The sequence below is a fragment of the Burkholderia sp. WP9 genome (genome assembly GCF_900104795.1).
Taxonomy (GTDB): domain Bacteria; phylum Pseudomonadota; class Gammaproteobacteria; order Burkholderiales; family Burkholderiaceae; genus Paraburkholderia.
Genome location: NZ_FNTG01000002.1, coordinates 730785 through 756746 on the forward strand (window position 1 = coordinate 730785; position 25962 = coordinate 756746).

Below are 25962 nucleotides of genomic sequence, written 5' to 3' on the forward strand. Positions count from 1 at the left end.
AGTTCATCATGATCAAGTTCGTCCCAGTGCTGCTGGCCTCTGCTCTCGCCTTCGGTTCCGCTTTTGCGGCAAGCCCCGCTGCACAAGCCACCCCTGACCGCGTAACGTCCGGCTTGCTGAGCGCGTTAAACAGCGGCAAGGGTCCCGCGATCAATACCTTGCCGCCTGCCCAGGCTCGGCAAGTTCTGGTCGATGCACAGAACGGCGTGAAAGTCGATCTGTCGGGTATCGACGTCTCCAACCGCACCATCGAGCAGGACGGCATCAGCGTGCCGTTGACGATCGTCCGTCCGCACGGCGCGAGCGGAACGTTGCCCGTGTTCATGTTCTTCCACGGTGGCGGCTGGATACTCGGCGACTTCCAGACTCACGAGCGTCTGGTGCGCGATCTGGTGGTGCAATCGGGCGCCGTCGCGGTCTTCGTGAACTACACGCCTTCGCCGGAGGCTCGCTATCCGGTCGCGATCAACCAGGCCTATGCCGCCACGAAGTGGGTTGCCGCGCACGGCGACGAAATCGGCGTGGACGGCAATCGCCTCGCCGTGGTCGGCAACAGCGTCGGCGGCAACATGGCCGCGGTGGTGAGCCTGATGGCGAAAGACAAGCAAGGCCCGGCAATCCGTTTCCAGGGATTGATGTGGCCCGTCACGGACAATAATTTCAACGACGGTTCGTACAATCAGTTCCAGCAAGGCCACTTTCTGACCCGGCCGATGATGAAGTGGTTCTGGGACGCCTACACGAAGGATCCGAAGCAGCGCAACGAGATCTATGCGTCGCCGCTGCGCGCAACGACGGAGCAGTTGAAAGGCTTGCCGCCGGCGCTGATTCAGGTCGCCGAATCCGACGTGTTGCGTGACGAAGGCGAAGCTTACGGCCGCAAGCTCGACGCAGCCGGTGACGAAGTGGCCACTGTCCGTTACGACGGCACGATTCACGACTTCGGCTTGCTCAACGCGCTGGCTGAAGATGCGCCGACCAAAGCGGCCACGCGGCAACTTGCCAACGAACTGAAGCAGCGTCTGCAGTAAGGCTCGCAGTGAAGCCTTTGGCAAGCGGCTGCGGCGCGGGTATCGTCGATACTCGCGCCGCAGCTGATCCGGCTCGCACGCTATGCGGTATCGTGCTGGTTCCGATCATCCGACCATGCCGACGCCAGGGAGCAGCACGCCATGACCACCACGCCGCAAACCATTGAAATCGAAACCGCACCGAATCCTGAATTTGCCGTGATCCTGCTGCATGGTCTCGGTGCCGACGCCAACGACTTCGTGCCGCTGGTGCCGGAATTGCGTCTCGCCAATGGACCCGCCGTGCGTTTCGTGTTTCCCAACGCGCCGGAGATGGCGGTGACCGCGAACAACGGCTATGTGATGCGCGCGTGGTACGACATCCGCTCGTTCCAGTCGATCGAGCGCCAGGTCGACGAGGCGGGCATCGAAGCGTCTTGCGCATCCGTGCGGCAACTGATCGCCGGGCAGAACGAGCGCGGCATTCCGACCTCGAAAATATTTCTCGCCGGCTTTTCGCAGGGTGGCGCGATGACATACACAGCAGGGCTCACGCATCCGGCGACGCTGGGCGGGTTGATCGTCATGTCAGGTTACTTGCCCTCCAGAGCCTTTCTCCAGCGTCACCTCGCACCCGCGAACCACGCAACGCCGATCTTTGCCGCGCACGGCGAATATGACGAGGTATTGCCGATCCAGCTCGGCGAGGCCGCGCGCGACTTTGCGCTGGCGCAGGGCAACAAGGTCGAGTGGCATGCCTATCCGATGGAACATTCCGTGTGCGGTGAAGAAGTCGCCGCACTGCGCGCGTGGCTCGGTGCGCGTATCACGGCACTGGTGTAGAGCGCCGGGCGCGCCGGACTCTTTCAGAATCTTGCGGCGGCAGCGGCCGGTCGCCCGCACCGCCTCGCGATCCACCTGACCGACGTCAAGAAATCCCGCACCTTCAGGCATTTGAAGTCTGGTACGCTGCGCCCTTTGCTACCGCTTGAATTGGACTCGATGGAAACCCCTTTCAATGATCGTGGCGTGTCGGTCACGCGCAATGCACTCTCGGCCGCCGGCCAGGTCTTTCCGCTGCGCGATATCGTGAGCGTGCAGGTCGTCACCGTGCAGAAGAACAAGGCCTTGCCACTCGCGATTTCGCTCGTCGGCCTCGCCGGCGCTATTGTCGGCGGGATATTGCGCTCGCCAGTCGGCATGGTGTGCGGCACGATGCTGGCCGTGGTCGGCTGGCTCACCTGGGCGACTCAGGACATCACCCATCGCCTGATGGTGCAAACCGCGAATGGCGAGCGCGAAGCGCTGATGAGCACCGATCGCGATTTCGTCGAGCGCGTCGGCGCGGCCGTGAACGAAGCCAAAAGCACAGCCGCCACGCCGAAGGTCTGACGGCGCGCTCAGCCACGCGACGCGCCGCACGGGGCAAGCGTGGGGCAGATGGCCCACGTGGGCCACACGCCGCGCAGCGGCAAATTGCCACCCGCCGTGTTAACACAATTTTGATTCGCCGCGCAGCAGCTTTTGCGCGCCGTTGAGGCGCGCGTGGTTAGAGTGAGCTGGTGTCAACAACGCGCCGCCCGCCGGGTCGGCGCAATCACGATGCTCACTTCCGTTGCAACGTCAGATCCCTCCGCCACGCGTAACTCGCGCACGCCGCGCATGGCGCGCCGCACGCATGTGGTCGTGCCGCTCGTCATTATCGAAGTCACCGTGCCCGGCACCTCGTCGGCCAATGGGCGGCGCGCGCTACACGCCGCGCTCGGCGAAGATCTGCGTCTCTATGTCGTCACCGTCGATCAGCAACGCGAGCGCGTGACGTTTCGCGTGGAAGTGACCTCCCGCACTCTCGACGACGTGATTGGCCTGCTGACCGTCGCGCTCGATCGCGCTACGCTTGGCCGCGCGCAGGCAACCGTGATCCGTCGTCCGCGCGAACATTGACGTAGATCGAAACTTGCATGCGCCGCTTTCCCGCCGCATGCAAACCTTCACACATCTTTGCAATTGCGCTCGAGTGGCCATGTAGAGTCGCCGCTCCTGTTATTGCGTGTTCCTTCCCGCAGGCCTGCACGCGTCGCGGTTTCACTGTCCACGCAGGGGCAATCCAGTGAGATTGCTCCCGCGTGTTGTCCGCCTCGCGGCTCGCGATGCCTCGCCTTCGTCAGGGACCGCCTTTTTGCAAAGCGTAATCTATGCTCCTGTCGTCTCCTCGCGCCGCGCGCCGGCATTTGCGCCTCAGCGGGCGCCGTTCTGGCGCGGCCGCGCTCGTCATCACTGCCGCGCTCGTCGCGCTAAGCGGCTGCGCTGTCACCTTCCCCACTCCCACGCCGCCTGCGCCCGCTGCCACGCTGCTCAACGGCGGCAACGACGGCCTGCTGATTCCGCTGCAGGTGGATCGCGCCGACAGGGACCAGGCGCGCCTCGGCTTGCCGATCCAACTCGACGGCAAGGCGGTCTATATGGCACTCGACACGGGCACGCAAGGCGTGCGCGTGCTGAAGTCGGTGTTGCCCGCCACCGCCTATCCGAACGCCGGGCCGGTGAGTTCGCTGCCGTTGACGAACGGCGCACAAGTCTCCGGCGCCGCCGTGAAAATACCGATGAGCATTGCGGGGACGAAGCCGGCGCAGATCGACGCGCAAGCCGTGGACGTGGTGAATTGCCAGTCCACCTCACGGCACTGTGTGGGCATGGACGGTTATACCGCTGAATTCGGCTGGGCGTTTTCCGGTCTATTCGGCATCGGCGCGGCGCAACCGGACGACACCTGCTGCACCCAGCCGCTGCGTGCTCTGCCCGGCAATATCGGCCAACGCTACCTGGTGCATGCGAACTTCGCGAAGCCTTACCTCGTGCTGAGTCCGTCGAACGCAATCACGAAGGACTACACGATGGTGCCGATGACCATCTTGCAGGACGGCACGGCGCAATGGCCGAGAGGTTGCGTCAACGTTGGCGACAAGATGACCTTCTGCGCGCCGCTGGTGTTTGCCACGGCCAGCAGCGACATGATCCGCATCGAAATGGACAAGGCGCCGAACTGGACCGGCGACGACGACATCGGCAAGGTGCTCAACCAGGGCAACTACAACGCGGCGGTGGGATCGGGCAAATGGGTGCATCGCTATGAAGGCGCGCAGGTCACGATCGTCAAGGCGAAACCGGGCGCCGACCGTATCGTGATCGGCCTGATGGGCATGCAGAATATCGACGTGCTGTTCGACTTCCCGCACGGCCAGATAGGCCTGCGTGCCGCACGCGAGGTCGAGAAGCTCGCGCAGTAAGCGCCGCGGTGGCGAGAGCCACTGCCACAGCCAGCGAAATGAAAAGGCCGCACGACACACCATCGCGCGGCCTTTCCGCTTAAGCCCCGCACCGGAGCGCTCAGTCCGCTAATCGATCTCGAGCGGACTCACATGCCAGATGTTGCGTGCATATTCGCCGATCGTGCGATCCGACGAAAACTGCCCCATGCCCGCCACATTCTCGATCGCGCTGTCGGTCCACGCGCGCTTGTCGACGAAGCGCGCGTCCACCTCGTTCTGCGCCTTCGCGAATGCGGCAAAATCGGCCAGCACCATGTAGTGATCGCCCCAGTCGACCAGCGTGTGGAAAATATCCGAGAAGCGCAGCGGATCGTCCGGCGAAAAGAAACCCGTGCGGATCTGGTCGAGCGCCATGCGCAGCTCGGGGTTCTCTTCGTAGATTTGCCGCGGCCGGTAGCCGGTGGCGCGCAGGCTGTCGACTTCGTCGGCGGTATGGCCGAAGATGAAGATGTTCTCGCGCCCCACCGCATCGCAGATCTCGATGTTCGCGCCGTCCATCGTGCCGATCGTCAACGCGCCGTTGAGCGCGAGTTTCATGTTGCCGGTCCCCGATGCTTCCGTGCCCGCCATCGAAATCTGCTCCGACAGATCAGCGGCCGGAATGATCAGTTCTGCCACGCTTACGCCGTAGTTCGGCACGAACACCACTTTCAGGCGGTCGCCGATCAGCGGATCGTGATTGACCTTCTGACTGACATCGCCGATCAGCTTGATGATCGTCTTCGCCATCCGGTATGCGGACGCGGCCTTGCCGGCGAACAGCACCACGCGAGGCACCCAGTCACGCTCGGGATGCGCGCGAATCTGGTTGTAGCGCACGATCACGTGCAGCACGTTGAGCAGTTGCCGCTTGTATTCGTGAATGCGCTTGACCTGCAGATCGAAGAGCGCATCCGGATCGAAACGCAGCTTGGTGTGATGGGCGAGGCGATGCACGAGCCGCAGCTTGTTCTGCCGCTTCGCTTCACGGAAGGCCTCAATAAAACCGCTGTCGTTACGCAGGTTTCGCAGTTGCTCCAGCTCGAACAGATTGGTGCGCCAGTGCTTGCCGATCTGCTGGTCGATCAGCGACGACAGCGACGGGCTCGCCTGGGCGAGCCAGCGGCGCGGTGTGATGCCGTTCGTGACGTTGGTGAAGCGGTCCGGGTAGATGCGCGCGAAGTCGGCGAAAATATCGCGGGTCATCAGTTGCGAATGCAGCTTCGACACGCCGTTCACCTTCTGACTCGCAACGATCGCCAGATAGGCCATCCGCACGCGCCGCTGCCCGTATTCGTCGACGAGCGAAATGCGGCGGATCATCTCGCCGTCATGCCCCGAATGCTCGCTGACATGCTTGAGAAACTGCGCGTTGATCTCGAAGATGATCTCGAGATGCCGCGGCAACAGGCGCGCGAGCATCTCCACGTCCCACGTCTCGAGCGCTTCGGGCATCAGCGTGTGGTTCGTGTACGAGAAAATCTGCGTGACATGCTTCCACGCCTTATCCCACTGCAGATGATGGACATCCACCAGCAAACGCATCAGCTCGGGAATCGCCAGCACGGGGTGCGTATCGTTCAGATGCACCGCCACCTTTTCGGAGAAGCGCCCGAACGTGCTGTGCGTGCGCTGATAGCGGCGAATCAGATCCTGCATGGTCGCCGAAACGAAAAAGTATTCCTGACGCAGACGCAGCTCGCGACCGGCCGGCGTCGAGTCGTCCGGATACAGCAGGCGCGAGACGTTCTCCGACATGTTCTTCGTGTCGACCGCGTTGCGGTAGTCGCCGCGATTGAACGCGCCCAGATCGAGCTCTTCGGTCGCGCGCGCCGACCACAGGCGCAGCGTGTTGGTCGCGTCCGTGTCGTAACCGGGAATGACGGTGTCGTAGGCGGTGGCGTTCACGTGCTCCGTGTCGATCCATTCGACATGCTCGCCACGCTGCACCGTGCGCCCGCCGAAGTGAACCATGTAAGTGACTTCCGGCCGCGGAAACTCCCACGGATTGCCCGCGCGCAACCAGTAGTCCGGCGCTTCGACCTGCTCGCCGTTGACGATCTCCTGACGGAACATGCCATATTCGTAACGGATGCCGTAGCCGAAACCCGGAATGCCGAGCGTCGCCATCGAATCGAGAAAGCAGGCCGCGAGCCGGCCGAGGCCGCCGTTGCCGAGCGCGGCGTCCGGCTCGATATCGGTCAGCGCCTCCATATCGACGCCCAGACTCGCGAGCGCTTCCTTCATCTGGTCGTGGATGCCGAGCGCCAGCAAGGCGTTCGTAAAGGTCCGGCCGATCAGGAATTCCATCGACAGGTAGTAGACGCGCTTCACGTCCTGTTCGTACTGCAGGCGCGTGGTCTTCATCCAGCGCGCGACCAGCCGGTCGCGCACGGCAAGCGCCGCGGCGTGCAGCCAGTCATGCGGATGCGCGGTGACGGCGTCCTTGCCGACGCCGTACATCATGCGGTTGGAAATTGAGCGCCGTAGCGCGTCGACGGTACTGTTGAGCTGGTCGAATTCCAGATCGACGGCTGTCATCGAAGCCTCCGGGGAAAGAGCGACGCGGCATACGCGAACCGCACAGATGACGGACGGGAGGCGCGTGCCGGTCAGGCGGGTTAAGAATCAGAGTAGGACATTCTACGGCCACCGGGCACCGGCGAGCGCGAGCGCTTGCTCACGCACATGCCATGCCCGCCGACACACGGTAGCACACCGCTTTTTCGCACACGGGCGGTGCAACGCGCGTGTGGATGGCACTGCGCGCGTGCATCGGCTGCGCAAAACAGGCAAACGATTGCGTATCTCCAGATGCGCGGTGAGTGAAAGCAACGCCATTATTTTTTCGCGGCATGACGCGCGGATGAATGCGGCTATGGACCAGGTGTGTGGTGGAATGAGAGCGCATCGTCTGCCAGGCGGTTGTGCCGGAAGGCGTGTCACAACGTGCGCACCGGCCAGTTCGTGGACGCCGCCCGGGCTTGACCGTTAGTTGCAATATGAACCGTGAGATCGATGCGCTCCGCGCCGTCGTCTTCAGCACGATTTCCGCGCCTCTGTAACAATCGCTACATTCGCCGCGCGCCCTGCCCTGATACGCTTCAAAACGCCGGATTCAGGCTACGCGCGCCTATCGCCACACAACCCCTGCCGCTCGCGCACCACGCTTCTCGACTCGTGCTGCGCGTCGGCATGCCTAACCCGACGAGCCACGCCTTGTCCGACAAACCCAGCGCAACCGCAGCCCAGCCCTTCCCGGCGGACGCCCCGATGCCCGCCGCCAACCGCCGCGCGATGGCCGCGATCATGCTCGCCGTCGCGCTCGCCACGCTCGACACCGCCATCGCCAATACCGCGCTGCCCGCCATTGCCGCCGACCTGCATGCGGCGCCCGCGGCGTCGGTGTGGATCATCAACGCGTATCAACTCGCGATGGTCGCGACACTCCTGCCGCTTGCCGCGCTCGGCGATATCGTCGGGCATCGGCGGATCTATATCAGCGGCATTGCGCTGTTCACGCTGGCATCGCTGGCGTGCTCGCTCGCGTCCACGCTGCCGCTGCTCGCCGCCGCGCGCGTCGTGCAAGGCCTCGGCGCGAGCGCGATCATGAGCGTGAATACCGCGTTGATCCGCTATCTGTATCCGCCCCACCGGCTTGGACGCGGCCTCGGCACCAACGCGCTGATCGTCGGCGTGTCGTTCGCGGTCGGGCCGACGGTGGCTTCGCTGATTCTGTCCGTCGCCGCGTGGCCCTGGCTGTTCGCGGTCAACGTGCCGCTCGGCCTGCTGGCTTTGGGTTTCGCATGGCCGGCCTTGCCGCACACCGAACGCGGCAGGCACAACTTCGATCCGGTTGCCGCGCTCCTGAATGTGGTCACGTTTGCCGCGCTGATCTTCGCGCTCGGCGAGGCGGCCCAGCGGGCCTCGACGCAACTGGTGCTGAGCGCCGCGGCTGTCGCGCTCGTGTTCGGGCTGTTGCTGATTCGCCGCGAAGCCGGCCACCCGGCACCGATGCTGCCGGTCGATCTGTTCCGGCGGCCGGTGTTCGCGTTGTCGGCGGTGACCGCGGTTTGCTCGTTTGCCGCGCAAGGGCTGGCGTTCGTCTCGCTGCCGTTCTACTTCGAGGACGTGCTGCATCGCAGTCAGGTCGAAACCGGCTTTCTGATGACGCCGTGGCCGGTGGTGGTCGCGCTCGCCGCGCCGCTGGCGGGCAATCTGTCCGACCGCTATCCGCCGGGGCTGCTCGGCGCGATCGGCCTCGCGGTGATGTCGGCGGGGATGGCTTCGCTCGCGCTGTTGCCGGTTCATCCGCACGTGCTCGACATCGGCATTCGCATGGCAATTTGCGGCGCGGGCTTCGGCTTCTTCCAGTCGCCGAATCTGAAAGCGTTGATGGCGAGCGCGCCGCCCGAGCGCAGCGGCGGCGCCAGCGGGATCGTTGCGACCGCGCGGCTGCTCGGGCAGACCACCGGCGCCGCGCTGGTCGCGTTGAGCTTCGGGATTGCCGGACGGCACGGGCCGACGCTGGCGCTCAGCACTGGCGCCTTCTTTGCGGGCGCGGCGAGCCTGGCGAGCGGGTTGCGTTTGCTGGCGCCGTCACATCGGTCGGGTGTGCATGCGAAAGCGTCGATGAAATGAACAAAGTGGGCGCCCTGGGGTGACAGTGCGTCCGCTTTGTTTTCGGTGCTTTGTTTTTGGTGCTTTGCCTAACTAACAGCGCGCCACACCGGCAGCCACTCACCGCGCCGCGAAATACGCCTTCACCGCAGCGATGAACGTATCGATATCCCCGCGCGACACGTCCTTATGCGTCACGAATCGCGACGCATACAGCATCTGCGTGAGAATCCCGCGCTCCTTGAGCCACGCTTCGAGCGGCGCGCAATGCTGCTGCGGAAACTGAGCGAACACCATATTGGTCGCGACCGACTGCACCTTGACGTGCTCGATGCCTTCCAGACCCGCTGCCAGATGCGCGGCGTGCGCGTGGTCGTCGGCGAGACGCTCGACGTTGTGATCGAGCGCATACAGGCAAGCGGCCGCCAGAATGCCGGCCTGACGCATGCCGCCGCCCAGCACCTTGCGCCAGCGGTGCGCCACGTCGATCAGCGCCTGGCTGCCGACCAGCACTGAGCCGACCGGCGCGCCGAGTCCCTTCGAAAAACAGATCGAGATCGAATCGAACGGTTCACACAATGCCGCGACCGGCTTGCCCGACGCGACCGCCGCGTTGTAGACGCGTGCGCCGTCGAGATGAACGGACAGCCCGCGCTGACGCGCAAGCTGCACGGCCTCCGTGACATAAGCAGCCGGCAGCACCTTGCCGCCGATGGTGTTCTCCAACGCCAGCAGCCGCGTGCGCGCGAAATGGTTGTCGATGGGCTTGATCGCAGCGGCGATCTTCTCCAGCGGAATCGAACCGTCCGCGGCATTCTCGAGCGGCTGCGGCTGGATGCTGCCGAGCACTGCGGCGCCGCCGCCTTCGTACTTGTAGGTGTGAGCCAACTGCCCGACGATGTATTCGTCGCCGCGCGCACAGTGCGCCATCAAGGCAGCGAGGTTGCTTTGCGTGCCGCTCGGGAAGAACAGACCCGCCTCCTTGCCGGCGCGTTCGGCAGCCGTGGCCTGCAGACGCAGCACGGTGGGGTCGTCGCCCCAGACGTCATCGCCCACTTCGGCGGCCGACATGGCCGCGAGCATCGCCGGACTCGGACGGGTTACGGTATCGCTGCGCAAATCGATCATTGTGTGTCCCTGTGCGTCTATGAATGACAGCCTGCGACGGCCGGTCGCCACACCGCTGCGTCGCTGCCGACGGGCGAGCCCGCCGCAGGCAGTTTAGCCACACAGTATATTCAATTAACGCTGCGCTGAAATCGCGCTAAACAGGAAGCTTCATCCGCCCGGCTTCGGCAGCCAGGCAAGCGGATCGACGGGCTGGCCGTTCTGACGGACCTCGAACTGGATCGACGCGACGCCGCGGCTGTCCACCCCGACTTCGCCGATGGTTTGCCCCTGCGCGACCGCGTCGCCCTCCTTGACCAGCAGCGTGCTGTTCTGCCCGTAGGCGGTGATCAACGAATCGTCGTGTTTGATGATGATGAGCGGGCCGTACGCTTCGATACCCGAGCCCGCGTAGACCACGCGGCCGGTGGCGGCCGCCTTGACCGGATCGCCCGGCCGTCCGCCGATCACGATGCCGTTCGACTTGCCCGGCGCGAACGCTCTGAGCACCGGCCCTCGAACCGGCCATTGCAACACGCCTTGCTGTGGCCCGGCGGACGCCGTGGGCGCGCCGGGCGCCGTAGCGGGACCATTCGGCGCGACAGCGACTGGCGGCGTCACCACACTGCCCGAGGCCATTGGCGGCGACACCCGCAGCACTTGCCCCGGATTGACCGCGGCGTTGGCCGCGAGGCCATTCCACGCCGCGATTTCCTGAGGTTTATGGCCGTAAGCCGACGCAATGGCGCCGATCGTGTCACCCGGATTGACCCGGTAAAAACCGGCGGGAACAGGAACCGTGCTGAGCGTGGTCGGCCGGGACGGCGTGCTGCTGTAAAACGGCGTGCTGTCCCACGGCATCGTCGTGCAGCCGCTGAACATCACGCCGAGCGCGGCGGCTGTCAGCCACCGGGTCCCCGTCAATTGCCATGGTCTTGTCATGTGATTTTCCTCGACTCTTTATTCAATCAATCGGATTCAATCGATGGCCAAGCATTTGCCGTGCCGCGCGTCGCGCGCGATCTCCCACGCCCTCGCGGCGCCTCGGCGGGTCTCCATTATGCCGCCGCGCGCGACGATCACCGCGCCGGTATGGCACCGCCCTTGCGCCAACCTTCAGACGCTGCCCTCCGACTCGACCACCAGAATGCGCGCCGCGCCGATCGGATGAGCCACATGTTCGGTGCCCACCGCGGCGTAAAACACGTCGCCCGTTTCCAGAACGGCCGACTGTTCGACGCCGTCCTCGCGATAGCGCATCTCGACGCGGCCATCGAGCACGGCGAATACTTCCTCGCCGTCGTTGACATGCCACTTATAAGGTTGATCGGTCCAATGCAGCCGCGTCGTAATGCCGCCCATGTTGGCGATATCGAGCGCGCCCCAGGCGCGCGGCGCGGTGAAATCCTTGCTGCGAATGATCTTCATGGTCACCAGACAGTTGAGAAGAAACAACGCCGCCAGTCGCGGCCCGCCGCGCGCGGCGGCTTGGTCTGACGGGCGCGAGCCTCGTAGCGGCTGGCCTCATTATAGGTGTGGCAGGCGGCTTGCTCGCCGCCAACGGGCCGCGCGGCCGATTCGTGTGATCATTGAATCATTGGAGCCCTGGCCTATACTCAGTCTTGCTGTCGGCACGCCATAAGCTAACGTCTGAAATCTGCTAGGGAGTTGAGGATGAACAAAGCCACTTTTCTGGCCGTGCAACTCAACGTCGACGATATTGCGGCGTCGCCGGGTCTGGTCGAGCTTTTGAACACCCACCTGGTTTTCGCCGCCGACGTGGCCGAAGCCGCCGACGCCCTGGTACAACTGGCCAGCGTCGCCGGGTTGTCGAGTGGCGTGGAAGCGAGCGTCGAGATTCCTGCTGTGGCGATCGAGCGTTTGCGCGAGGCGCTCGACAATCTGAGCGGCTACGACGAATCCTGGCTGCTGGCCCTCGAACCCAGCCGCGCCTTGTTCGATGAAATAGGCCGCCGGCATCGCTCGCTGCATTAAGACGTACGCCCCCGCCTACACCCGCAATGCCCTGACCCCGGCGCCCATTCCCGGGCGCCGCTGGTCCGCCGCTTATTATTCACCGCCCGGCCTGCCACAGATGCACGCGCCCAAGCCGCGCCGTAAACGACAAACGCCGCCCGGCAATCCGGACGGCGTTTCTATTTGCGCGCCGCCCGTCAGTCAGGCGACGTTTTCATCACTTTCGGCGCGAATTAGTTGCCGAAGTAGACCGAGTTACGGTCGTTGCTGCTCAGCGGACGGCCGGCTTGCGAACTGCCGGCGATAGGTGCGCCGTAGCCGCTGTTCACGGCTTGGGCAGTACCGTTTTGAGCATCGACGCGAGCCTGAGCGGCCTGCAGGTTAGACGGGTAGTCGGTATGATCGCCCACCGGGTTGTAGCCGGCCTTTTCCAGTTGAACCAGTTCAGCGCGGACTTGAGCGCGCGTCACCGGCTGGTTCGATTGAGCAAACGAAGCAACAGGAGCAACCAGAGCGGCGGCAACGACGACTGCAGAGATAAGGGATTTCATGATGTAAACCTCCAGAACTTGTTTTAATGCGCCTGGGACTTGGTGTCCCGCAGCGGTTAAGTAGAAGTTTAGGAGTGTCGACACCTAGGGGAAACCCCTAAAACGACGAAACTCTATTTCAAAAATAGCAATAGTAGGCGGCGCATCGCCCGTCCAGCCTACCTCTGCGCCGCCCTTCAGCAACAATTTCCTGTCTCGAATTTAAAGCGCCTGCGCAGCCCGGCACGCCTTGATGCAAGGACGCGCCGGGCCGTCATTCAAACGCTCAGCTCCAGTTCGCGTGGAAGCTGCCCGGCTTGTCGGTGCGTTCGAAAGTATGCGCGCCGAAGAAATCGCGCTGTGCCTGCACCAGGTTCGCCGGCAGGCGTTCCGAACGATACGCGTCGAAATACGCGATTGCCGACGCGAAAGCCGGCACCGGCACGCCCGCGTTGATCGCCGCGATCACGACTTCGCGCAGAGCCGACTGGTAGTTCTTCGCGATGTCGCGGAAATACGGATCGAGCAGCAGGTTAGCGATCGCTTTGTCCTTCGTATAAGCGTCCGTGATTTTTTGCAGGAAGCGGGCGCGGATGATACAGCCGGCGCGGAAGATCTTCGCGATCGTGCCGAAATCCAGATCCCACTTGTACTCTTCCGAGGCGGCGCGCAGTTGCGCGAAGCCTTGTGCGTACGAGATCACCTTGCTGAAGTAAAGCGCGCGGCGCACCGACTCGATGAACGCCTGACGCTCGGCGGCGAGCGGCTTGGCCGCCGGGCCCTCCAGCACTTTGCTCGCGGCCACGCGCTGCGTCTTCAGCGACGACAGCACGCGCGCGAACACGGCTTCCGTAATCAGCGGCAGCGGCGCGCCGAGATCAAGCGCGTTCTGGCTGGTCCACTTGCCGGTGCCCTTCTGCGCGGCGCGATCCAGGATCACGTCGACCAGATCCTTGCCGGTTTCTTCGTCTTTCTTGCTGAAAATCTTCGAGGTGATTTCGATCAGATAGCTGTCGAGCTCGCCCTCGTTCCACTCGGTGTAGACCTTGCCCAGCTCTTCGTTCGAGAGTCCGACCACCTGCTTGAGCACCGCGTAGCTTTCCGCGATCAGCTGCATATCGCCGTATTCGATGCCGTTGTGCACCATCTTCACGAAGTGGCCCGCGCCGTCCGGTCCCATATAGGCGACGCACGGCTCGCCGTCCGGCGCCTTGGCGGCGATTTCGGTGAGGATCGGGGCCACGAGGTCGTAGGCGTCGCGCTGGCCGCCCGGCATGATCGACGGGCCTTTCAATGCGCCTTCCTCACCGCCCGAGACGCCGGTGCCGATGAAATGCAGGCCGGACTTGGCGAGATCCTGATTGCGGCGGATCGTGTCGGTGAAATGCGTGTTGCCGCCGTCGATCAGAATGTCGCCCTTGTCGAGCAGCGGTTTCAACTGGTTGATCGTGGCGTCGGTGCCCTCGCCGGCCTTGACCATCAGCAGAATGCGGCGCGGCTTTTCCAGCGACTCCACGAATTCTTCCAGCGTGAAGGCCGGCACCAGCTTCCTGTCCGGATATTCGGCGACGAGTTCGTCGGTTTTTTCGCGGCTGCGGTTGTACACCGACACCGCGTGGCCGCGGCTCTCGATGTTGAGCGCCAGATTGCGGCCCATGACCGCCAGCCCCACCACGCCGATTGCCTGTTTGCCCATGTGAATTCTCCAGAGTCCAAAAAATGTCGTGACGCCGCGCCGGAAGGAACGTCGGCGGGCGTCGAGGGTGAAAGAATAAAAGAATTGCCGGCTTGCCGCTCGCCGGCAGGCAGCGGGCGGCGCAATTCATTGCGTCGAACGTTAGTCAGACCCGCGCCGCACCCGCGCGTTTCGTCAACACCAGACTGAAATTGTTGGCCGGCATGGCGACCGGCTCGTCGCACACGAATCCGACCGAAGCGCCCAACGCCACCACGGCTTCCATGTCGCGCACGCCCCATGCCGGGTCGCGGCCGCGCAACTGCTGATCGAACGCCTCGTTGCTCGGTGAAGTATGCGCGCCGCCGCGTTTGTAAGGACCGTAGAGATACAGCACGCCGCCCTCCACGAGACGGCGGCTCGCCCCCGCGAACAACGCCTGCGTCGCGCTCCACGGTGAGATGTGAATCATGTTGATGCAAACCACGGCGTCGAGCGTATCCACGCCCCAATCCGGCTGATGCACGTCGAGCGCGAGCGGCGCGCGCACGTTCGCGAGCCCCTCGTGCGCGATCCACGCCGCGATCGACTCGCGCGCTGTGGCATCGGCATCGCTCGGTTGCCAGTCGAGCCCGGGCATGGCGCGCGCAAAGCAGATCGCGTGCTGGCCCGTGCCGCTCGCAATTTCGAGCACGCGGCCGGTGGCCGGCAGCGCTTCGCGCAGCACGGCGAGAATCGGTTCACGGTTGCGTTCGGCGGATGGCGAACGTTGCCGCAACGCCGGATGGGAGTCTGTCATGGTCAGCTTCGGTTTCAGTACAAGGCCGTGCGCACGCGTTCGGCGAGTTCGCGATCGTAGGTCGCCGCGTCGAACTGCGCACCGTTGATACGCCGATGAATCTCGCCGGCGCTCGGCAGGCGCGAGCGCTCGACGTAATGCGCCGGATCCCATAATTTCGAACGCACCAACGCTTTCGAGCAATGAAAGTAGACGCTGTCCACGTCGATCAGCAGCACGGTGCGCGGCAGTTTACCTGCGACAGCGAAACTGTCCAGCCATTGCGGATCGTCGGTAATACGGCCGCGCCCGTTCACGCGCAAGCTCTCGCCCACGCCGGGGATGATGAAGAGCAGCGCCAGACGCGGCTCAACGATGATATTGCGCAGACTGTCGAGGCGATTGTTGCCGATGCGATCCGGCAGCGCGAGCGTGCGTTCGTCGACGATACGCACAAAGCCCGGCGCGTCCCCGCGCGGCGAACAGTCGAGGCCTTCAGGGCCGGCGGTGGCGAGCACAGCGAACGGCGCGACTTCGATGAACGCGCGATAGTCTTCGTTGATAAACGAAATCTCTTTACGCACCGCGCGCTCGTGCGGCTGACCGTAGAGGGCTTCGAGCTGTGCGATCGTCGTCAACATGAATTTTCCTTTCGGGTTGCGTTCTTTTGTCGGGCCGACCGTTCAATCCAGCGCCAGCCGGCCGGCCAGCGCGGTCAACGTCTCGGCGCACGGCGCCGCGATTTTCAGCGACAGCAAAGGATCCGCGCGCGTGCGGCCCAGGTTGATCGCAACCACCGGCTTGCGCTGCTTTTGCGCCCACACGCAAAAGCGGTAGCCGGAGTAGACCATCAGCGACGAGCCGACCACGAGCACGGCGTCCGCCGCGTCGAGTGCATGCGAGGCCGCCTCCACGCGCTCCTTCGGCACGCTTTCGCCGAAGAACACCACCGCGGGCTTCAGCAGGCCGCCGCAGTTCGGGCAGGCCGGAATGCGGAACCCGCCAAGGTCGTGCCACTCGAGATGCGCGTCGCCATCCGCGGCGGTTTCGGCCGTCACGTTCAGGAGCGCGGGATTGTCCGCTTCGAGGGTCTGCTGGATCGACGCGCGCGAGTGCTGCATGCCGCAGTCCAGACACGTCACACCGTTGATACCGCCATGCAGTTCGATCACCTCGCGGCTGCCCGCCCGCTGATGCAGGCCGTCCACGTTCTGCGTGACCAGCGTCGGCACATGGCCGGCCGCTTCGAGCCGCGCGAGCGCGGTATGCGCGGCGTTGGGCTCGGCGTGGGCGACCACCGGCCAGCCGACCATGCTGCGCGCCCAGTAGCGCTGGCGCATGGCCAGCGTGCCGAGAAACTCCTGCAGCGTGATGGGCGGCGAGCGTTTCCATTCGCCGTTGTCGTCGCGGTAGCCGGGAATGCCCGAGTCGGTGCTGATGCCCGCGCCGGTCAGCACGAACAGCCGCGGATAACGCTGCACGAAGCGATGCAGGTCGTCCAGCGTGTGCGATTCATTCAGGGGTTCGAGAGGCGCGGACTGAAGGTCGGTCATGACGGGGCTGGGTGAGAACTGCGGCCTCGAGGCGAAACCTCGAGCGCCGTTCAACGGCGCGTGCGCGGCTTGCTTCGCCGCGCCGCCGTCACGTGCTGCGCTGGCCGCACTTGCTGCCGCGCCTGCCACTCGGCGAGCGCGGCTCGATAACGTTCGAGCGCTTCGTCATAGCGATCGAACACACACGGATTGCAGCCGCTATGACAACAATCGTCGAGATCGGGCGGCACGGGCGGCACCGGTTGCGGGTCGTCCTCAGGTGTGGCTCGGGGCACGGCGAAGCGGGTTCCATCGAGGCGGAAAGCGCCCAGTATAAGTTGATCCGGCGCGGCTTGCTGCTCGCGCTCCGGCCATCACCCCCGGCCGACGAACGGCATCTTGCTCGCCATGATGGTCATGAACTGCACGTTCGCCGTGAGCGGCAGTTCGGCCATGTGCAGCACGGCGTCGGCCACATGCTGAACGTCCATCAGCGGCTCGACGGCGATTTCGCCGTTGGCCTGCGGCACGCCGCGCGCCATGCGTTCGGCCATCTCGGTCGCCGCATTGCCGATGTCGATCTGCCCGCAGACAATGTCGTATTTCCGGCCGTCGAGCGACACGGCTTTCGTGAGGCCGGTGATCGCGTGCTTGGTCGCGGTATAGGCAATGCTATTGGGCCGCGGCGCATGCGCCGAGATCGAGCCATTGTTGATGATGCGGCCGCCGCGCGGGCTCTGCGTTTTCATCAAACCGAAGGCCGCGCGCGTGCACAGGAACACGCCGGTGAGGTTAGTGTCGACCACCGAGCGCCATTCGTCGATCGAGAGTTCGTCGATATCGACGGGCGAACCATTGCGGCCCGCGTTGTTGAACAGCACGTCGAGCCGGCCGCGCCGTTCGCGGATCGTGTCGAACAAGGCAGCGACGCTGTCCGCATCCGTCACGTCGCACGCCACGGCCAGCGCGTCGCCGCCGAGTTGCTGCGCTTCCTGCACGATTGCGTCGAGCGGCGCCTGCCGGCGGCCGGCCAGCACGACGCTATAGCCGTGCTCCAGCATCTTGAGCGCACACGCGCGGCCGATTCCGCTGCCCGCGCCCGTCACCAGCGCGACCTTCTTGATTCCCGTTCCCGTCACGGCACGTCTCCTCGTTGTGCAGATCATGCAAACTGGCTGCAAGCTTCATGAACCGCGGGTCATCCTTGCGGAACCTGCAACCCTGTACGTCGGACATCGGCGAGGTGCCGACGATCACATCATCGTCGGCCAGTTGATAGGCGCTCGTCAAACCCACCACGCCTCAAGGAAATCGTTCGCCGCGAGCCTGGCGCATCGCAATGCGCGCAGTAAAAGAGCAGATGTGCCGCTACATCACCCAGCGGACCCGATTGTCGCGAAGCACAACGTCTTTCAGCGTGCTTTCACATTTTACCGCTCCTGTCGGCGGGCACGTCGCGGCGCGCATCAATGGTATCGTTTGCTGTTGCGTCACGCGCGCGATGTAAGGCCTTCGCAGGACGAAGGAAGGAAGACAGGAAGCACGCTTGATGAAAGAACTCTCCACGCCGCCGCATGGCGCCCATCACACGCCGCCGCGCCGCTGGCCGCGCACCGGTTATCCCGCGATGCTCACGGCCACCGCCGCATGGCACGTTTTCGTGCTGGCCGGATGGCTGCTCGCGCCCGCCGCATGGCCCTGGTGGCTCGCCGCGATCTTTGTGAATCACGCCATTTTCACAGTGGCCGGACTGCTGCCGCGCACCACGCTGCTCGGCCCGAACTGGACGCGCCTGCCCGCTACCCCGCGCAACGCCGACGCGATCGCGCTGACCATCGACGACGGTCCGGACCCGGTCGTTACGCCGCAAGTGCTCGATCTGCTCGACGCCTTCGGCGTGCGCGCCACCTTCTTCTGTATCGGCGCAGAGGCGCAGCGCTACCCGGCGCTCACGCGGGAGATCGTCGCGCGCGGCCATGCGCTCGAAAACCACTCGCAGGTTCACGTACACACGTTTTCCGTGACGTTTCCGGGCGCGCTCACGCGGGAGATCGATGCCGCACAACGCACGCTCGAAACACTGAGCGGCGAGCGGCCGATGTTTTTCCGCGCACCGGCCGGCCTGCGCAACATCTTTCTCGAACCGGTCTTGCGCAAGCTCGACCTGCGCCTCGCGGCGTGGACGCGGCGTGGCTACGACACGCGCGAGCGCGATCCGCACGTGGTCACGCGGCGCCTGCTCGACGGTCTCGCGCCGCGGGACATTCTCCTGCTGCACGATGGCAACGCAGCCCTCACCGCCGACGGCACGCCATTGATCCTCGCGGTGTTGCCGAGTGTGATCGGCGCAGCGCGGCAGCGACAGCTGCGTTTCGTGACATTGCGCGAGGCGCGCGCCGACGGCTGAGTCTGCGTTTCGTGACGTTGCGCGAGGCGTTGCGCGGCCCGCCCGCCACCTAGCCCGGCGAGCCGCGCGATCGCGAATGCATCCGCTATACGCGGAAATCCGCCGCCATATCCTCGTCCGTGCGCGCTTCCAGCTCGCCGCCGCGGCATGCCTTCAGGAACACGTCGTAATCGCGTTCCACCTGGTCCGCGTAGGCCATCGCGTAGCCGGTGAGCGCTTCCGCGAACTGATCGCCGCGGCCGATATACGCGCTCACTTCGATTGCCTGCCCGCTCGCCTTGGCATGCGCCCGCGCCATGATCCAGCCGCATAAGCGCGCATAACCATCCAGCAGGTCGGAGTCGAACAACTCGATGTTTGCCGACAGCTTCATGTCGCGCAACTGACGAAAGTAGAAATGCCGCCCCAGCGGTCCCGTCGCCCAGCCGAGAAAGATATCGCTAGCGGCCTGCAGCATGCGTTGCCCCCGCACGACGCGTTCGCCCTCGTGCTTGATGGCCGGCGACTTGTAGAACTGCGCGATGACCGAGGGTCGCGCCTCCTTGATTTGCAGGAACAGCGGCTTGCCCATGTGATCGACCAGCAGCATCACCATGCAGCGCGTGCCGACGCTGCCGACGCCGACCACTTTGAACACGAGGTCCTGCATGGTGAAATGGCCCAGCAGTTCGCGCCGGTCGTGCGACAGCGTTTTCTCGTATTCGCCCCACATGCGTTCGACCATCTTGCGCCAGTTCCCGCTTCTGAATGCTTCGGTCTCTTCCGGCGTGAACAGGGTGTTGGCGCCGAGCACGTGGAACAGAGCAGGCGGCGCGTCGCGAATGGTCCAGTGATCGCCGTCGTGCTCCGCCATTTTCTCGAGCAGATTTTCGTGCGTCCGGCTCGCGGCCTTTTCCATGCCGCGCCGCACGGTGCGGCGGCGTTCAGGCGTCAAGGCGGTTTCCGCCATCAACTCGAAGCTGATGCGGTCGTACCAGAGTTCGAGCGCGCCGCATTGCGCATAATGTGCCATGCGGTCACGATATTCGGTGACCGCCGTCATCACCAGACTTTCCGCCGTGCCCCGGCTCAGACGCATATGACGCGCGGCGACGACGAGGCTCGCGGTCAGTCGTTTCAGGTCCCATTCGAACGGTCCGACCGCCACCTCGTCGAAGTCGTTCAGATCGAAGATGAGTTGCCGCTCGGGCGTGGCGAAACCGCCGAAATTCATCAGATGGCCGTCGCCGCAGATCGGCATGGTCAGGCCCGTGTCGCTCACTTTGCTGAGATCGTGCGCCTGCAGGATCGCGGTGCCGCGAAAAAACGCGAAAGGCGAGGCGGCCATGCGCCCGTAGCGCAGCGGCACGAGGTTGTGCACCCTGCCCTCGCTGCTTTGCTTGAGCAACTCGATCGGATTGCGATGCAGTTCGCCTACCGTTTTATGGCTTGAACGTTTCGAGTGCTCACGGGCGGCGCGGCCCCGGGCCTCCCGCTCGGCGATGGTGCTGGCTTTCATGCTGTTCTCCGTTTTTCCGAGTCTTGACTTGCGGTTCGAGAGACTGCTTCTGCTTGCATGACAACACTTGACGCCTGGCGCGTGGGCCTTCACCCAATTCACCAACGATAGCCCAGCCCGCCGAAAATCACATCCGAATCGCGATCATAGCGGGTCACGACGCGGTTCCATTCGAGCCGCGCGTCCCAATGGTCGCTTAGACGATACGAGCCCGCAATCGTGACGAGACCGGAGAACTTGCCCGCGCCCGGCCCAGGCGACGCGCTGTTTTCGTTCTCGTTGATCGCGTAGTAGGCGCCGAGGCCGAGCGCGAGCGCAACCTTGTCGTTGAGAAACGCGCGGGTGGCCCATAACTGGCTGGTGAAACCGTCGCGGCGCGCCACCTTGCTGCTGCCTTCGTGGAGATAACCGATCGTGACGTCGAGATACTTCGCGAGGCCGCGCCGGTACTCGATTGCGCCGCCGAACGCGCTCGGCGAACTGGTTGAATTGACGATGGTTTTGCCGAGATACACCGCCACTTCGTTATTGGTGACTTTGTGCGTGCTGCCGCTCGCCCAGTCGCGCGGACCGGGCGAGTCCGGGGCGTCGAGCTGATAGCCGACACCGAACATCACGCTGGTCGCATCCGGCCCACGCTGAACGTGCACGCGATTCAACTGGAGCTGCGTGATCCACCGGCTCGACGCGTAGTATGCGGCGCGCACGCTGTACACCACGCCCCAGCCGTGAGTGTCGGAATAACTGCCGCCTTCCGCGGCGGTGGTCGTATCGAAGTAGCGGTACGGGCCGACGCCCGCTTGCAGAACGAATTGCGGGTTGCCCACGGGAATACGCCCCCACAACTGGATCATCTGACCGTCGCGATGGTGGTTCGGAATATGCCCTTCGTTAAGCCACGTGAAACTGCCGGCGAAGTATTGACCCAGACCTTCCTGATAATTGAAAGCCCATGTATAGGTGTTCGTGCTGCCCGCACGCGAGCCGCCACCGAACAGCGAAAACTCCTGGGCATGACCGAGGGTAGAGATGAATAGCAGGCTCACGCCTGTGATACAGGCCGCCGCCTTGGGAATCAGTCGACTTTGAACAGTAGATTCTGGTTTTCGCATGCGGCATTCCCTTCCCGGTTGAGTCATTGGTACTGCCGGTGTCAGTAGCGGACGGAACCGTGACGCGACAGGGCGCCGCCTTAACGGCCGTCGGGACAAATCGATCGTCATGCTACCAGAGCGATCGGTAAAAAGTTACCTATCAGTGGGTATCAGCGGCATCTTGACTCGGTATGTGGCCGGACCCGGAAAAACACGAATTGCAATCCGAAAATCGCAAAATGCGGACAGATTTACCGACCTATATCAAGAACTAACCGATTGGTGAATTTATTTCGCATTTTAAGCAGCTCAGCACTTCAGCATCACCGGATTCAGCCGTTTACCGGTACATACGGAAGATTTGTGACGCGCGAGAAAAGCCTTTGAAATAAGGGCTTTTCTAATCGAACGCGGGGCAGCGCAAGATAATCGGAGAAAGTATGTTTGTTGCAATCGGCTGGGTTTTAGTGATCGGTTCGGTGATTGGCAGTTTTATCGGCGTGGGCGGCCATCTGCCGGCGCTGATTCAGCCATTCGAACTACTGTGCATCTTCGGCGCGGCAATCGGCGCGTTTGTCGTGAGCAATCCGACTTCCACACTGAAGAAAACCCTCAAGGCGATTCCCTCATGCTTTAAAAGCGGTGGCTACACCAAGGAGAAATATCTCGAGCTGATCGCGTTGCTTTACGAGTTGCTCCAGAAAGCGCGCAAGGAAGGCATGATGTCGCTCGAAGTCGACGTGGGCGCACCCGAAGAAAGCGTGCTTTTCCAGAAGTATCCGCATGTGCTGGAGGACCATCATCTGCTCGACTTCATCGTCGACTATCTGCGCATGATGTCCGGCGGCAATGTGAACGTGCTCGAAGTGCAGGACCTGATGGACGAGGAACTGGCCACGCATCACGCGGAATCGACGGTCGCGGCCAACGCCATTCAGAAGATGGCGGACGGCCTGCCCGCCTTCGGTATCGTCGCCGCGGTCATGGGCGTGGTTCACACCATGGGTTCGGTTGGCGCGCCGCCCGCCGTGCTCGGCGAAATGATTGCAGGCGCGCTGGTCGGCACGTTCCTCGGCATTCTGCTCGCGTATGGCTTTATCGGCCCGCTGGCCGATCTGCTCAACGCCAAAGGCCGCGCTGAAGCCAAGCCGTATCAGTGCGTGAAGGCCGTGCTGCTCGCGTCGCTGTCCGGCTACGCGCCGCCGATCGCCGTCGAATTCGGCCGCAAGGTGCTGTTCACCGCGGACCGCCCGAGCTTCCAGGAACTCGACGACGCCGTGCGCGCCACCAAGATGCCGAAGTCGGCCTGACGCGGAGCGGCATGATGAGCGAAAGAAAATCGCGGGCGTCACGGGAGGAGCAGGCGCCGGCGCCTGTGATTGTGCGCCGTTCGAGAAGGGGCGAAGATCATGGCGGCCATCACGGCGGCGCATGGAAAATCGCGTACGCCGATTTCGTCACTGCAATGATGGCGTTCTTCCTGCTGATGTGGCTGCTCGGCTCCACGTCGAAGTACGACAAGCAGGGGATCGAGGATTATTTCAACACACCGCTGTCGAGCCTGCTCGGCGGCAACGAAGGCACGGCTGCGGCGCGTCCGAGCGTGGTGCAGGGCGGCGGCCGCGACATCTCCGATACACGGCCCGGCGACGGCAGGAAGAGCCAGACCGAGACCCAACCCGCACCGTCCGCGACCGTCGCGCCGACCGTGGCGCCATCCGACGCGGCGCGCCTCGAACAACTGAAGGCGAAGCTCACCACGCTGATCGAACAGAGCCCAGCGTTGAAGGCGTTCAAGGATCAGATCCGCATCTCGATCACGAATGAAGGGCTGCGTATCGAGATCGTCGATTCGCAGAACCGGCCCATGTTTCCTTCCGGCAGCTCGAAGCTGCAACCGTATGCGGTAACGATCCTCACGCAGATCGGCGCCGCGCTCAACGACGTCGACAACCGCATTTCGATCGCCGGCCATACGGATGCGGTGCCCTACACCGCGGGACCGGAGGGCTACTCGAACTGGGAACTGTCGTCCGAACGCGCCAACGCCGCGCGCCGCTCGCTCGTTGCCGGTGGCATGCATGGCGAAAAGCTGCTGCAGGTGCGCGGACTGGCGGACGTATTGCCGCTGAACAGCAATGTCGCCGATGAGCCGACCAACCGGCGCATCAGCATCCTGGTCCTGAACAAGGCCGCCGAGCTGGCATTTTTCCACGATGGCGGGCGCACCGCGATCGACGAAGCCGTTCCGGCGAGTTCAGCCATTCCCGCAGTAGCGGAACGCTTGAAGCCTGTGACCGGTTCGCATAGCACGCCATAGTATTTCTTCTGCCTCGCGCTTGATCGATCCAGCGCGTGCGCTCGGTCACGCACACTGCAAAGCCCATGCGGTGTGTATAGAATCGTACGCATGCGCCCTGCCCCTTCCGAGCACCGGGAGCCCGAGCTTCCGCTGCATACGCCAAGTGTTTCGTCGGTGACGCTGGCGGCGATCATCGCCGTCATTGCGTGGATCTCGATCGTCGCGCAAGCTGACGTCACGATCGACCGCACGCTCGCGCGCGGGTTGACCGTGCTCGACGGCATCTCCCGCATGAGCAGTTACCTCACCAATCTGACGGCGCTCGCCTGCGCGATCTGTTTTACCTGCGTGGCGTTACGCGGGCACAGATCGGCGCCCGCGCGGTTTTTCCGGCAACCTACCGTCGTCACCGCGGTGGTGGTGTACATGGTGTTTGTCGGCATTGCGTACAACCTGCTGCTGCGAGGTTACTGGACGCCCACGGCATTCCGGCTGCTGCTTAACGAATCGCTTCACAGCGTCTTGCCCATGCTGGCCGCGCTTTACTGGGTGCTGTTCGTACCGCGCTTTCATTTGAGGCTGCGGCATTGTCTATTGTGGCTGGTGTATCCGCTGGCCTATCTCGGCGTCACCTTCTGGCGTGGGAGCCTGTCGGATTTCTATCCCTATCCGTTCATCAACGTCGAGCGGCTCGGAATCCGGCACGTCGTGGTGAATTCGGCGCTGCTGTTCGGCGGCTTTCTGATGCTCATGGCCGTCTTCGTGGGCATCAATTCCAGACGGCGGCGCTGATACGTTCCCGCTTCGTCAATTCTGCTTTTTCCCGGGCGCGCTTCTTGCGCCCTGTCTGGTGGACGTAAGCCGCGCCTTTCAGGGCGGCGTGCGCGGATCCTTGGTGTGCGGGTGTTGCGATTCGCAATGGCTCGCACGTAAATATGACAATGGGAGCAAAAACGTATGGACACCAATTCGGCAGCGAACAAAGTGGAAGGCGCAGTCAAGGAAGTCGCGGGAAAGGTTCAGGGCGCGGCCGGCGATGTGCTGGGCGATACCGGCACCCAACTGGCCGGCAAGGCCAAAGAACTGAGCGGCAAGGCCCAGCAACTGTGCGCGAGCACCACGAGCCTCGTGCGTGAAACGACGGCGGAAAGTCCGTTCACGGCGATCGCGGTGGTGGCTCTCGCCGGTTTCGTGGCGGGCGCGCTGTGGGCGCACGGCGCCGCTGAGCGCGACTATCGCCGTTGATTGTCGACGCGTTTGATCAACGGGCGATCGGCTTCTGTCGATCGCCCGTTTCGCTTTATGCGCTGCTTTTCTTGCGGCGTCCCGCACCCATATCAAGTTCGACCCACGCGGGCGCGTGATCGCTCGCGTGCGGCTCGCCACGCACCCACCGATCGACACCCGCATCGCGCAAGCGCGGCGCGAGGTCGGCGCTCAGCAGCAGATGGTCGATACGCAATCCGGAGTTCGTGTCCCAGTGGCGGCGAAAATAGTCCCAGAAGGTATAGACCCGTTCTTCGCCGAAATGCGTTCGCAATGCGTCGGTCCAGCCTTGCGCGAGCAATCGCTGATAACGCTCGCGGCTCTCGGGTTGCAGCAGCGCGTCTTTTAGCCACGAGCGCGGGTTGTAGATGTCTTCGTCGGTCGGCACCACGTTGAAGTCGCCCGCCAGCACCACTGGATGACCGCTCTTGTAGAGGTCCGCCGCGTGCTTGATCAGATGATCGAACCACGCCAGCTTGTAGTCGAATTTGGGGCCGGGCTGGGGATTGCCGTTGGGCAGATAGAGGCACGCCACCAGCACGCCGCCAACCGCGGCTTCGAGATACCGGCTATGCGTGTCCGCCTCGAAACCCGGCAGGCCGCGGCGGCTCTCCAGCGGCGCCGCGCCTTTCGACAGGATCGCCACGCCGTTCCATGCGCTCTGCCCCTGCCAGATCGCCCCATAGCCCACGTCGCGCAGCTGCTCGACGGGAAACGCGCTGTCCACCGCCTTGAGTTCCTGCAGGCAGACAATGTCGGGCGTCTCGCGTTCGAGCCATTGCAACAGCGCCGGCAGGCGCGAGCGAATTCCGTTGATGTTGAAGGTCGCGATTCGAAGCCTGGCCACGACGTGTCCTC

At 63.8% G+C, this 25962-nt stretch carries 26 protein-coding genes; 12 read left to right on the forward strand and 14 right to left on the reverse strand.

All coding sequences use genetic code 11. The features are described from left to right. Positions 1–11: 11 nt before the first annotated feature. The 5 genes from BLW71_RS24570 to BLW71_RS24590 all read left to right on the forward strand — a co-directional run bounded on the left by BLW71_RS24570 (position 12) and on the right by BLW71_RS24590 (position 4297). The gene (locus tag BLW71_RS24570; protein ID WP_091808809.1) at positions 12–1031 is read left to right on the forward strand and encodes an alpha/beta hydrolase; all 1020 of its coding nucleotides are present in this window, start codon (positions 12–14) and stop codon (positions 1029–1031) included. Positions 1032–1172: 141 nt separating this feature from the next. Further along, positions 1173–1853, forward strand: coding sequence for an alpha/beta hydrolase (locus tag BLW71_RS24575; protein ID WP_091802811.1), 681 nt, complete (start codon positions 1173–1175; stop codon positions 1851–1853). 159 nt (positions 1854–2012) lie between these two features. Continuing rightward, positions 2013–2402: a DUF6232 family protein gene (locus tag BLW71_RS24580; protein WP_091802814.1), complete on the forward strand. Its 390-nt coding sequence runs from the start codon at positions 2013–2015 to the stop codon at positions 2400–2402. A gap of 210 nt (positions 2403–2612) precedes the next feature. Further along, positions 2613–2954, forward strand: a complete 342-nt coding sequence (locus tag BLW71_RS24585) for a hypothetical protein (RefSeq protein ID WP_091802817.1) — start codon at positions 2613–2615, stop codon at positions 2952–2954. A 251-nt stretch (positions 2955–3205) separates the two neighbouring features. After that, on the forward strand, positions 3206–4297 hold the full coding sequence (locus BLW71_RS24590; protein ID WP_091802819.1) for a hypothetical protein: 1092 nt from the start codon (positions 3206–3208) through the stop codon (positions 4295–4297). A 108-nt stretch (positions 4298–4405) separates the two neighbouring features. Here the strand turns inward: BLW71_RS24590 and BLW71_RS24595 are convergent, their stop codons facing one another. Further along, positions 4406–6859: a glycogen/starch/alpha-glucan phosphorylase gene (locus BLW71_RS24595; RefSeq protein WP_091802822.1), complete on the reverse strand. Its 2454-nt coding sequence runs from the start codon at positions 6857–6859 to the stop codon at positions 4406–4408. 732 nt (positions 6860–7591) lie between these two features. Here BLW71_RS24595 and BLW71_RS24600 point away from each other — a divergent pair. Beyond that, positions 7592–8959, forward strand: a complete 1368-nt coding sequence (locus tag BLW71_RS24600) for an MFS transporter (protein WP_177205185.1) — start codon at positions 7592–7594, stop codon at positions 8957–8959. A gap of 99 nt (positions 8960–9058) precedes the next feature. On the opposite strand, the gene ltaE is transcribed toward BLW71_RS24600, so the two are convergent. The 3 genes from ltaE to BLW71_RS24615 form a co-directional block, all read right to left on the reverse strand. Beyond that, positions 9059–10066 carry a low-specificity L-threonine aldolase gene (gene ltaE / locus BLW71_RS24605; protein WP_091802825.1) on the reverse strand — a complete coding sequence of 336 codons (1008 nt, stop codon included), beginning with the start codon at positions 10064–10066 and terminating at the stop codon, positions 9059–9061. Positions 10067–10216: 150 nt separating this feature from the next. After that, complete coding sequence (locus BLW71_RS24610; RefSeq protein WP_091802828.1) at positions 10217–10987, reverse strand: peptidoglycan DD-metalloendopeptidase family protein; 771 nt, start codon at positions 10985–10987, stop codon at positions 10217–10219. Positions 10988–11161: 174 nt separating this feature from the next. Continuing rightward, positions 11162–11473 carry a cupin domain-containing protein gene (locus BLW71_RS24615; protein WP_177205112.1) on the reverse strand — a complete coding sequence of 104 codons (312 nt, stop codon included), beginning with the start codon at positions 11471–11473 and terminating at the stop codon, positions 11162–11164. A 246-nt stretch (positions 11474–11719) separates the two neighbouring features. Between BLW71_RS24615 and BLW71_RS24620 the strand changes: the two genes are divergently transcribed. After that, positions 11720–12040: a hypothetical protein gene (locus BLW71_RS24620; RefSeq protein WP_011491138.1), complete on the forward strand. Its 321-nt coding sequence runs from the start codon at positions 11720–11722 to the stop codon at positions 12038–12040. Between the two features lie 215 nt (positions 12041–12255). Here the strand turns inward: BLW71_RS24620 and BLW71_RS24625 are convergent, their stop codons facing one another. The 7 genes from BLW71_RS24625 to BLW71_RS24655 all read right to left on the reverse strand — a co-directional run bounded on the left by BLW71_RS24625 (position 12256) and on the right by BLW71_RS24655 (position 17676). Next, positions 12256–12573: a DUF4148 domain-containing protein gene (locus BLW71_RS24625; protein ID WP_091802832.1), complete on the reverse strand. Its 318-nt coding sequence runs from the start codon at positions 12571–12573 to the stop codon at positions 12256–12258. Positions 12574–12838: 265 nt separating this feature from the next. Next, a complete protein-coding gene (gene gnd, locus BLW71_RS24630) occupies positions 12839–14248 on the reverse strand; it encodes an NADP-dependent phosphogluconate dehydrogenase (protein WP_091802836.1) in 1410 nt (469 codons plus the stop codon). Between the two features lie 145 nt (positions 14249–14393). Then, positions 14394–15026: a DUF938 domain-containing protein gene (locus tag BLW71_RS24635; protein ID WP_091802839.1), complete on the reverse strand. Its 633-nt coding sequence runs from the start codon at positions 15024–15026 to the stop codon at positions 14394–14396. Between the two features lie 14 nt (positions 15027–15040). Further along, positions 15041–15646 carry a pyridoxamine 5'-phosphate oxidase family protein gene (locus BLW71_RS24640; protein WP_091802842.1) on the reverse strand — a complete coding sequence of 202 codons (606 nt, stop codon included), beginning with the start codon at positions 15644–15646 and terminating at the stop codon, positions 15041–15043. A 42-nt stretch (positions 15647–15688) separates the two neighbouring features. Then, positions 15689–16558: an NAD-dependent protein deacetylase gene (locus BLW71_RS24645; protein ID WP_091802846.1), complete on the reverse strand. Its 870-nt coding sequence runs from the start codon at positions 16556–16558 to the stop codon at positions 15689–15691. Positions 16559–16608: 50 nt separating this feature from the next. Next, complete coding sequence (locus BLW71_RS24650; RefSeq protein ID WP_091802851.1) at positions 16609–16833, reverse strand: oxidoreductase-like domain-containing protein; 225 nt, start codon at positions 16831–16833, stop codon at positions 16609–16611. Between the two features lie 78 nt (positions 16834–16911). Continuing rightward, a complete protein-coding gene (locus BLW71_RS24655) occupies positions 16912–17676 on the reverse strand; it encodes an SDR family oxidoreductase (RefSeq protein ID WP_091802854.1) in 765 nt (254 codons plus the stop codon). A gap of 410 nt (positions 17677–18086) precedes the next feature. Between BLW71_RS24655 and BLW71_RS24660 the strand changes: the two genes are divergently transcribed. Continuing rightward, positions 18087–18944 carry a polysaccharide deacetylase family protein gene (locus tag BLW71_RS24660; RefSeq protein WP_091802857.1) on the forward strand — a complete coding sequence of 286 codons (858 nt, stop codon included), beginning with the start codon at positions 18087–18089 and terminating at the stop codon, positions 18942–18944. A gap of 85 nt (positions 18945–19029) precedes the next feature. Here the strand turns inward: BLW71_RS24660 and BLW71_RS24665 are convergent, their stop codons facing one another. After that, positions 19030–20442 (reverse strand): DUF2252 domain-containing protein, encoded by a 1413-nt coding sequence (locus BLW71_RS24665; RefSeq protein ID WP_091802860.1) that lies wholly within the window; start codon positions 20440–20442, stop codon positions 19030–19032. Between the two features lie 98 nt (positions 20443–20540). Beyond that, positions 20541–21554, reverse strand: coding sequence for a hypothetical protein (locus BLW71_RS24670; RefSeq protein WP_091802863.1), 1014 nt, complete (start codon positions 21552–21554; stop codon positions 20541–20543). Between the two features lie 422 nt (positions 21555–21976). Here BLW71_RS24670 and motA point away from each other — a divergent pair, with 422 nt between their 5' ends. From motA to BLW71_RS24690, 4 genes are all read left to right on the forward strand, one after another. After that, entirely contained in the window at positions 21977–22846 is an 870-nt protein-coding gene (motA, locus tag BLW71_RS24675) for a flagellar motor stator protein MotA (RefSeq protein WP_091802866.1), read from the forward strand. A gap of 14 nt (positions 22847–22860) precedes the next feature. After that, positions 22861–23856, forward strand: coding sequence for a flagellar motor protein MotB (gene motB, locus BLW71_RS24680; protein ID WP_091808817.1), 996 nt, complete (start codon positions 22861–22863; stop codon positions 23854–23856). A gap of 90 nt (positions 23857–23946) precedes the next feature. Beyond that, positions 23947–24630 (forward strand): Pr6Pr family membrane protein, encoded by a 684-nt coding sequence (locus BLW71_RS24685; RefSeq protein ID WP_091802869.1) that lies wholly within the window; start codon positions 23947–23949, stop codon positions 24628–24630. A 165-nt stretch (positions 24631–24795) separates the two neighbouring features. Then, complete coding sequence (locus BLW71_RS24690) at positions 24796–25083, forward strand: CsbD family protein (RefSeq protein WP_091802872.1); 288 nt, start codon at positions 24796–24798, stop codon at positions 25081–25083. A 55-nt stretch (positions 25084–25138) separates the two neighbouring features. On the opposite strand, the gene BLW71_RS24695 is transcribed toward BLW71_RS24690, so the two are convergent. After that, on the reverse strand, positions 25139–25951 hold the full coding sequence (locus tag BLW71_RS24695) for an exodeoxyribonuclease III (RefSeq protein ID WP_091802874.1): 813 nt from the start codon (positions 25949–25951) through the stop codon (positions 25139–25141). Positions 25952–25962: the final 11 nt, after the last annotated feature.

What these genes read in the sequence shown, in the direction of transcription:
- BLW71_RS24575 (WP_091802811.1), top strand. Translation starts at nt 1,173, where the DNA reads ATGACCACCACGCCGCAAACCATTGAAATCGAAACCGCACCGAATCCT.
- BLW71_RS24580 (WP_091802814.1), top strand. Translation starts at nt 2,013, where the DNA reads ATGGAAACCCCTTTCAATGATCGTGGCGTGTCGGTCACGCGCAATGCA.
- BLW71_RS24585 (WP_091802817.1), top strand. Translation starts at nt 2,613, where the DNA reads ATGCTCACTTCCGTTGCAACGTCAGATCCCTCCGCCACGCGTAACTCG.
- BLW71_RS24590 (WP_091802819.1), top strand. Translation starts at nt 3,206, where the DNA reads ATGCTCCTGTCGTCTCCTCGCGCCGCGCGCCGGCATTTGCGCCTCAGC.
- BLW71_RS24595 (WP_091802822.1), bottom strand. Translation starts at nt 6,859, where the DNA reads ATGACAGCCGTCGATCTGGAATTCGACCAGCTCAACAGTACCGTCGAC.
- BLW71_RS24600 (WP_177205185.1), top strand. Translation starts at nt 7,592, where the DNA reads ATGCCCGCCGCCAACCGCCGCGCGATGGCCGCGATCATGCTCGCCGTC.
- ltaE (WP_091802825.1), bottom strand. Translation starts at nt 10,066, where the DNA reads ATGATCGATTTGCGCAGCGATACCGTAACCCGTCCGAGTCCGGCGATG.
- BLW71_RS24610 (WP_091802828.1), bottom strand. Translation starts at nt 10,987, where the DNA reads ATGACAAGACCATGGCAATTGACGGGGACCCGGTGGCTGACAGCCGCC.
- BLW71_RS24615 (WP_177205112.1), bottom strand. Translation starts at nt 11,473, where the DNA reads ATGAAGATCATTCGCAGCAAGGATTTCACCGCGCCGCGCGCCTGGGGC.
- BLW71_RS24620 (WP_011491138.1), top strand. Translation starts at nt 11,720, where the DNA reads ATGAACAAAGCCACTTTTCTGGCCGTGCAACTCAACGTCGACGATATT.
- BLW71_RS24625 (WP_091802832.1), bottom strand. Translation starts at nt 12,573, where the DNA reads ATGAAATCCCTTATCTCTGCAGTCGTCGTTGCCGCCGCTCTGGTTGCT.
- gnd (WP_091802836.1), bottom strand. Translation starts at nt 14,248, where the DNA reads ATGGGCAAACAGGCAATCGGCGTGGTGGGGCTGGCGGTCATGGGCCGC.
- BLW71_RS24635 (WP_091802839.1), bottom strand. Translation starts at nt 15,026, where the DNA reads ATGACAGACTCCCATCCGGCGTTGCGGCAACGTTCGCCATCCGCCGAA.
- BLW71_RS24640 (WP_091802842.1), bottom strand. Translation starts at nt 15,646, where the DNA reads ATGTTGACGACGATCGCACAGCTCGAAGCCCTCTACGGTCAGCCGCAC.
- BLW71_RS24645 (WP_091802846.1), bottom strand. Translation starts at nt 16,558, where the DNA reads ATGACCGACCTTCAGTCCGCGCCTCTCGAACCCCTGAATGAATCGCAC.
- BLW71_RS24660 (WP_091802857.1), top strand. Translation starts at nt 18,087, where the DNA reads ATGAAAGAACTCTCCACGCCGCCGCATGGCGCCCATCACACGCCGCCG.
- BLW71_RS24665 (WP_091802860.1), bottom strand. Translation starts at nt 20,442, where the DNA reads ATGAAAGCCAGCACCATCGCCGAGCGGGAGGCCCGGGGCCGCGCCGCC.
- BLW71_RS24670 (WP_091802863.1), bottom strand. Translation starts at nt 21,554, where the DNA reads ATGCGAAAACCAGAATCTACTGTTCAAAGTCGACTGATTCCCAAGGCG.
- motA (WP_091802866.1), top strand. Translation starts at nt 21,977, where the DNA reads ATGTTTGTTGCAATCGGCTGGGTTTTAGTGATCGGTTCGGTGATTGGC.
- motB (WP_091808817.1), top strand. Translation starts at nt 22,861, where the DNA reads ATGAGCGAAAGAAAATCGCGGGCGTCACGGGAGGAGCAGGCGCCGGCG.
- BLW71_RS24685 (WP_091802869.1), top strand. Translation starts at nt 23,947, where the DNA reads ATGCGCCCTGCCCCTTCCGAGCACCGGGAGCCCGAGCTTCCGCTGCAT.
- BLW71_RS24690 (WP_091802872.1), top strand. Translation starts at nt 24,796, where the DNA reads ATGGACACCAATTCGGCAGCGAACAAAGTGGAAGGCGCAGTCAAGGAA.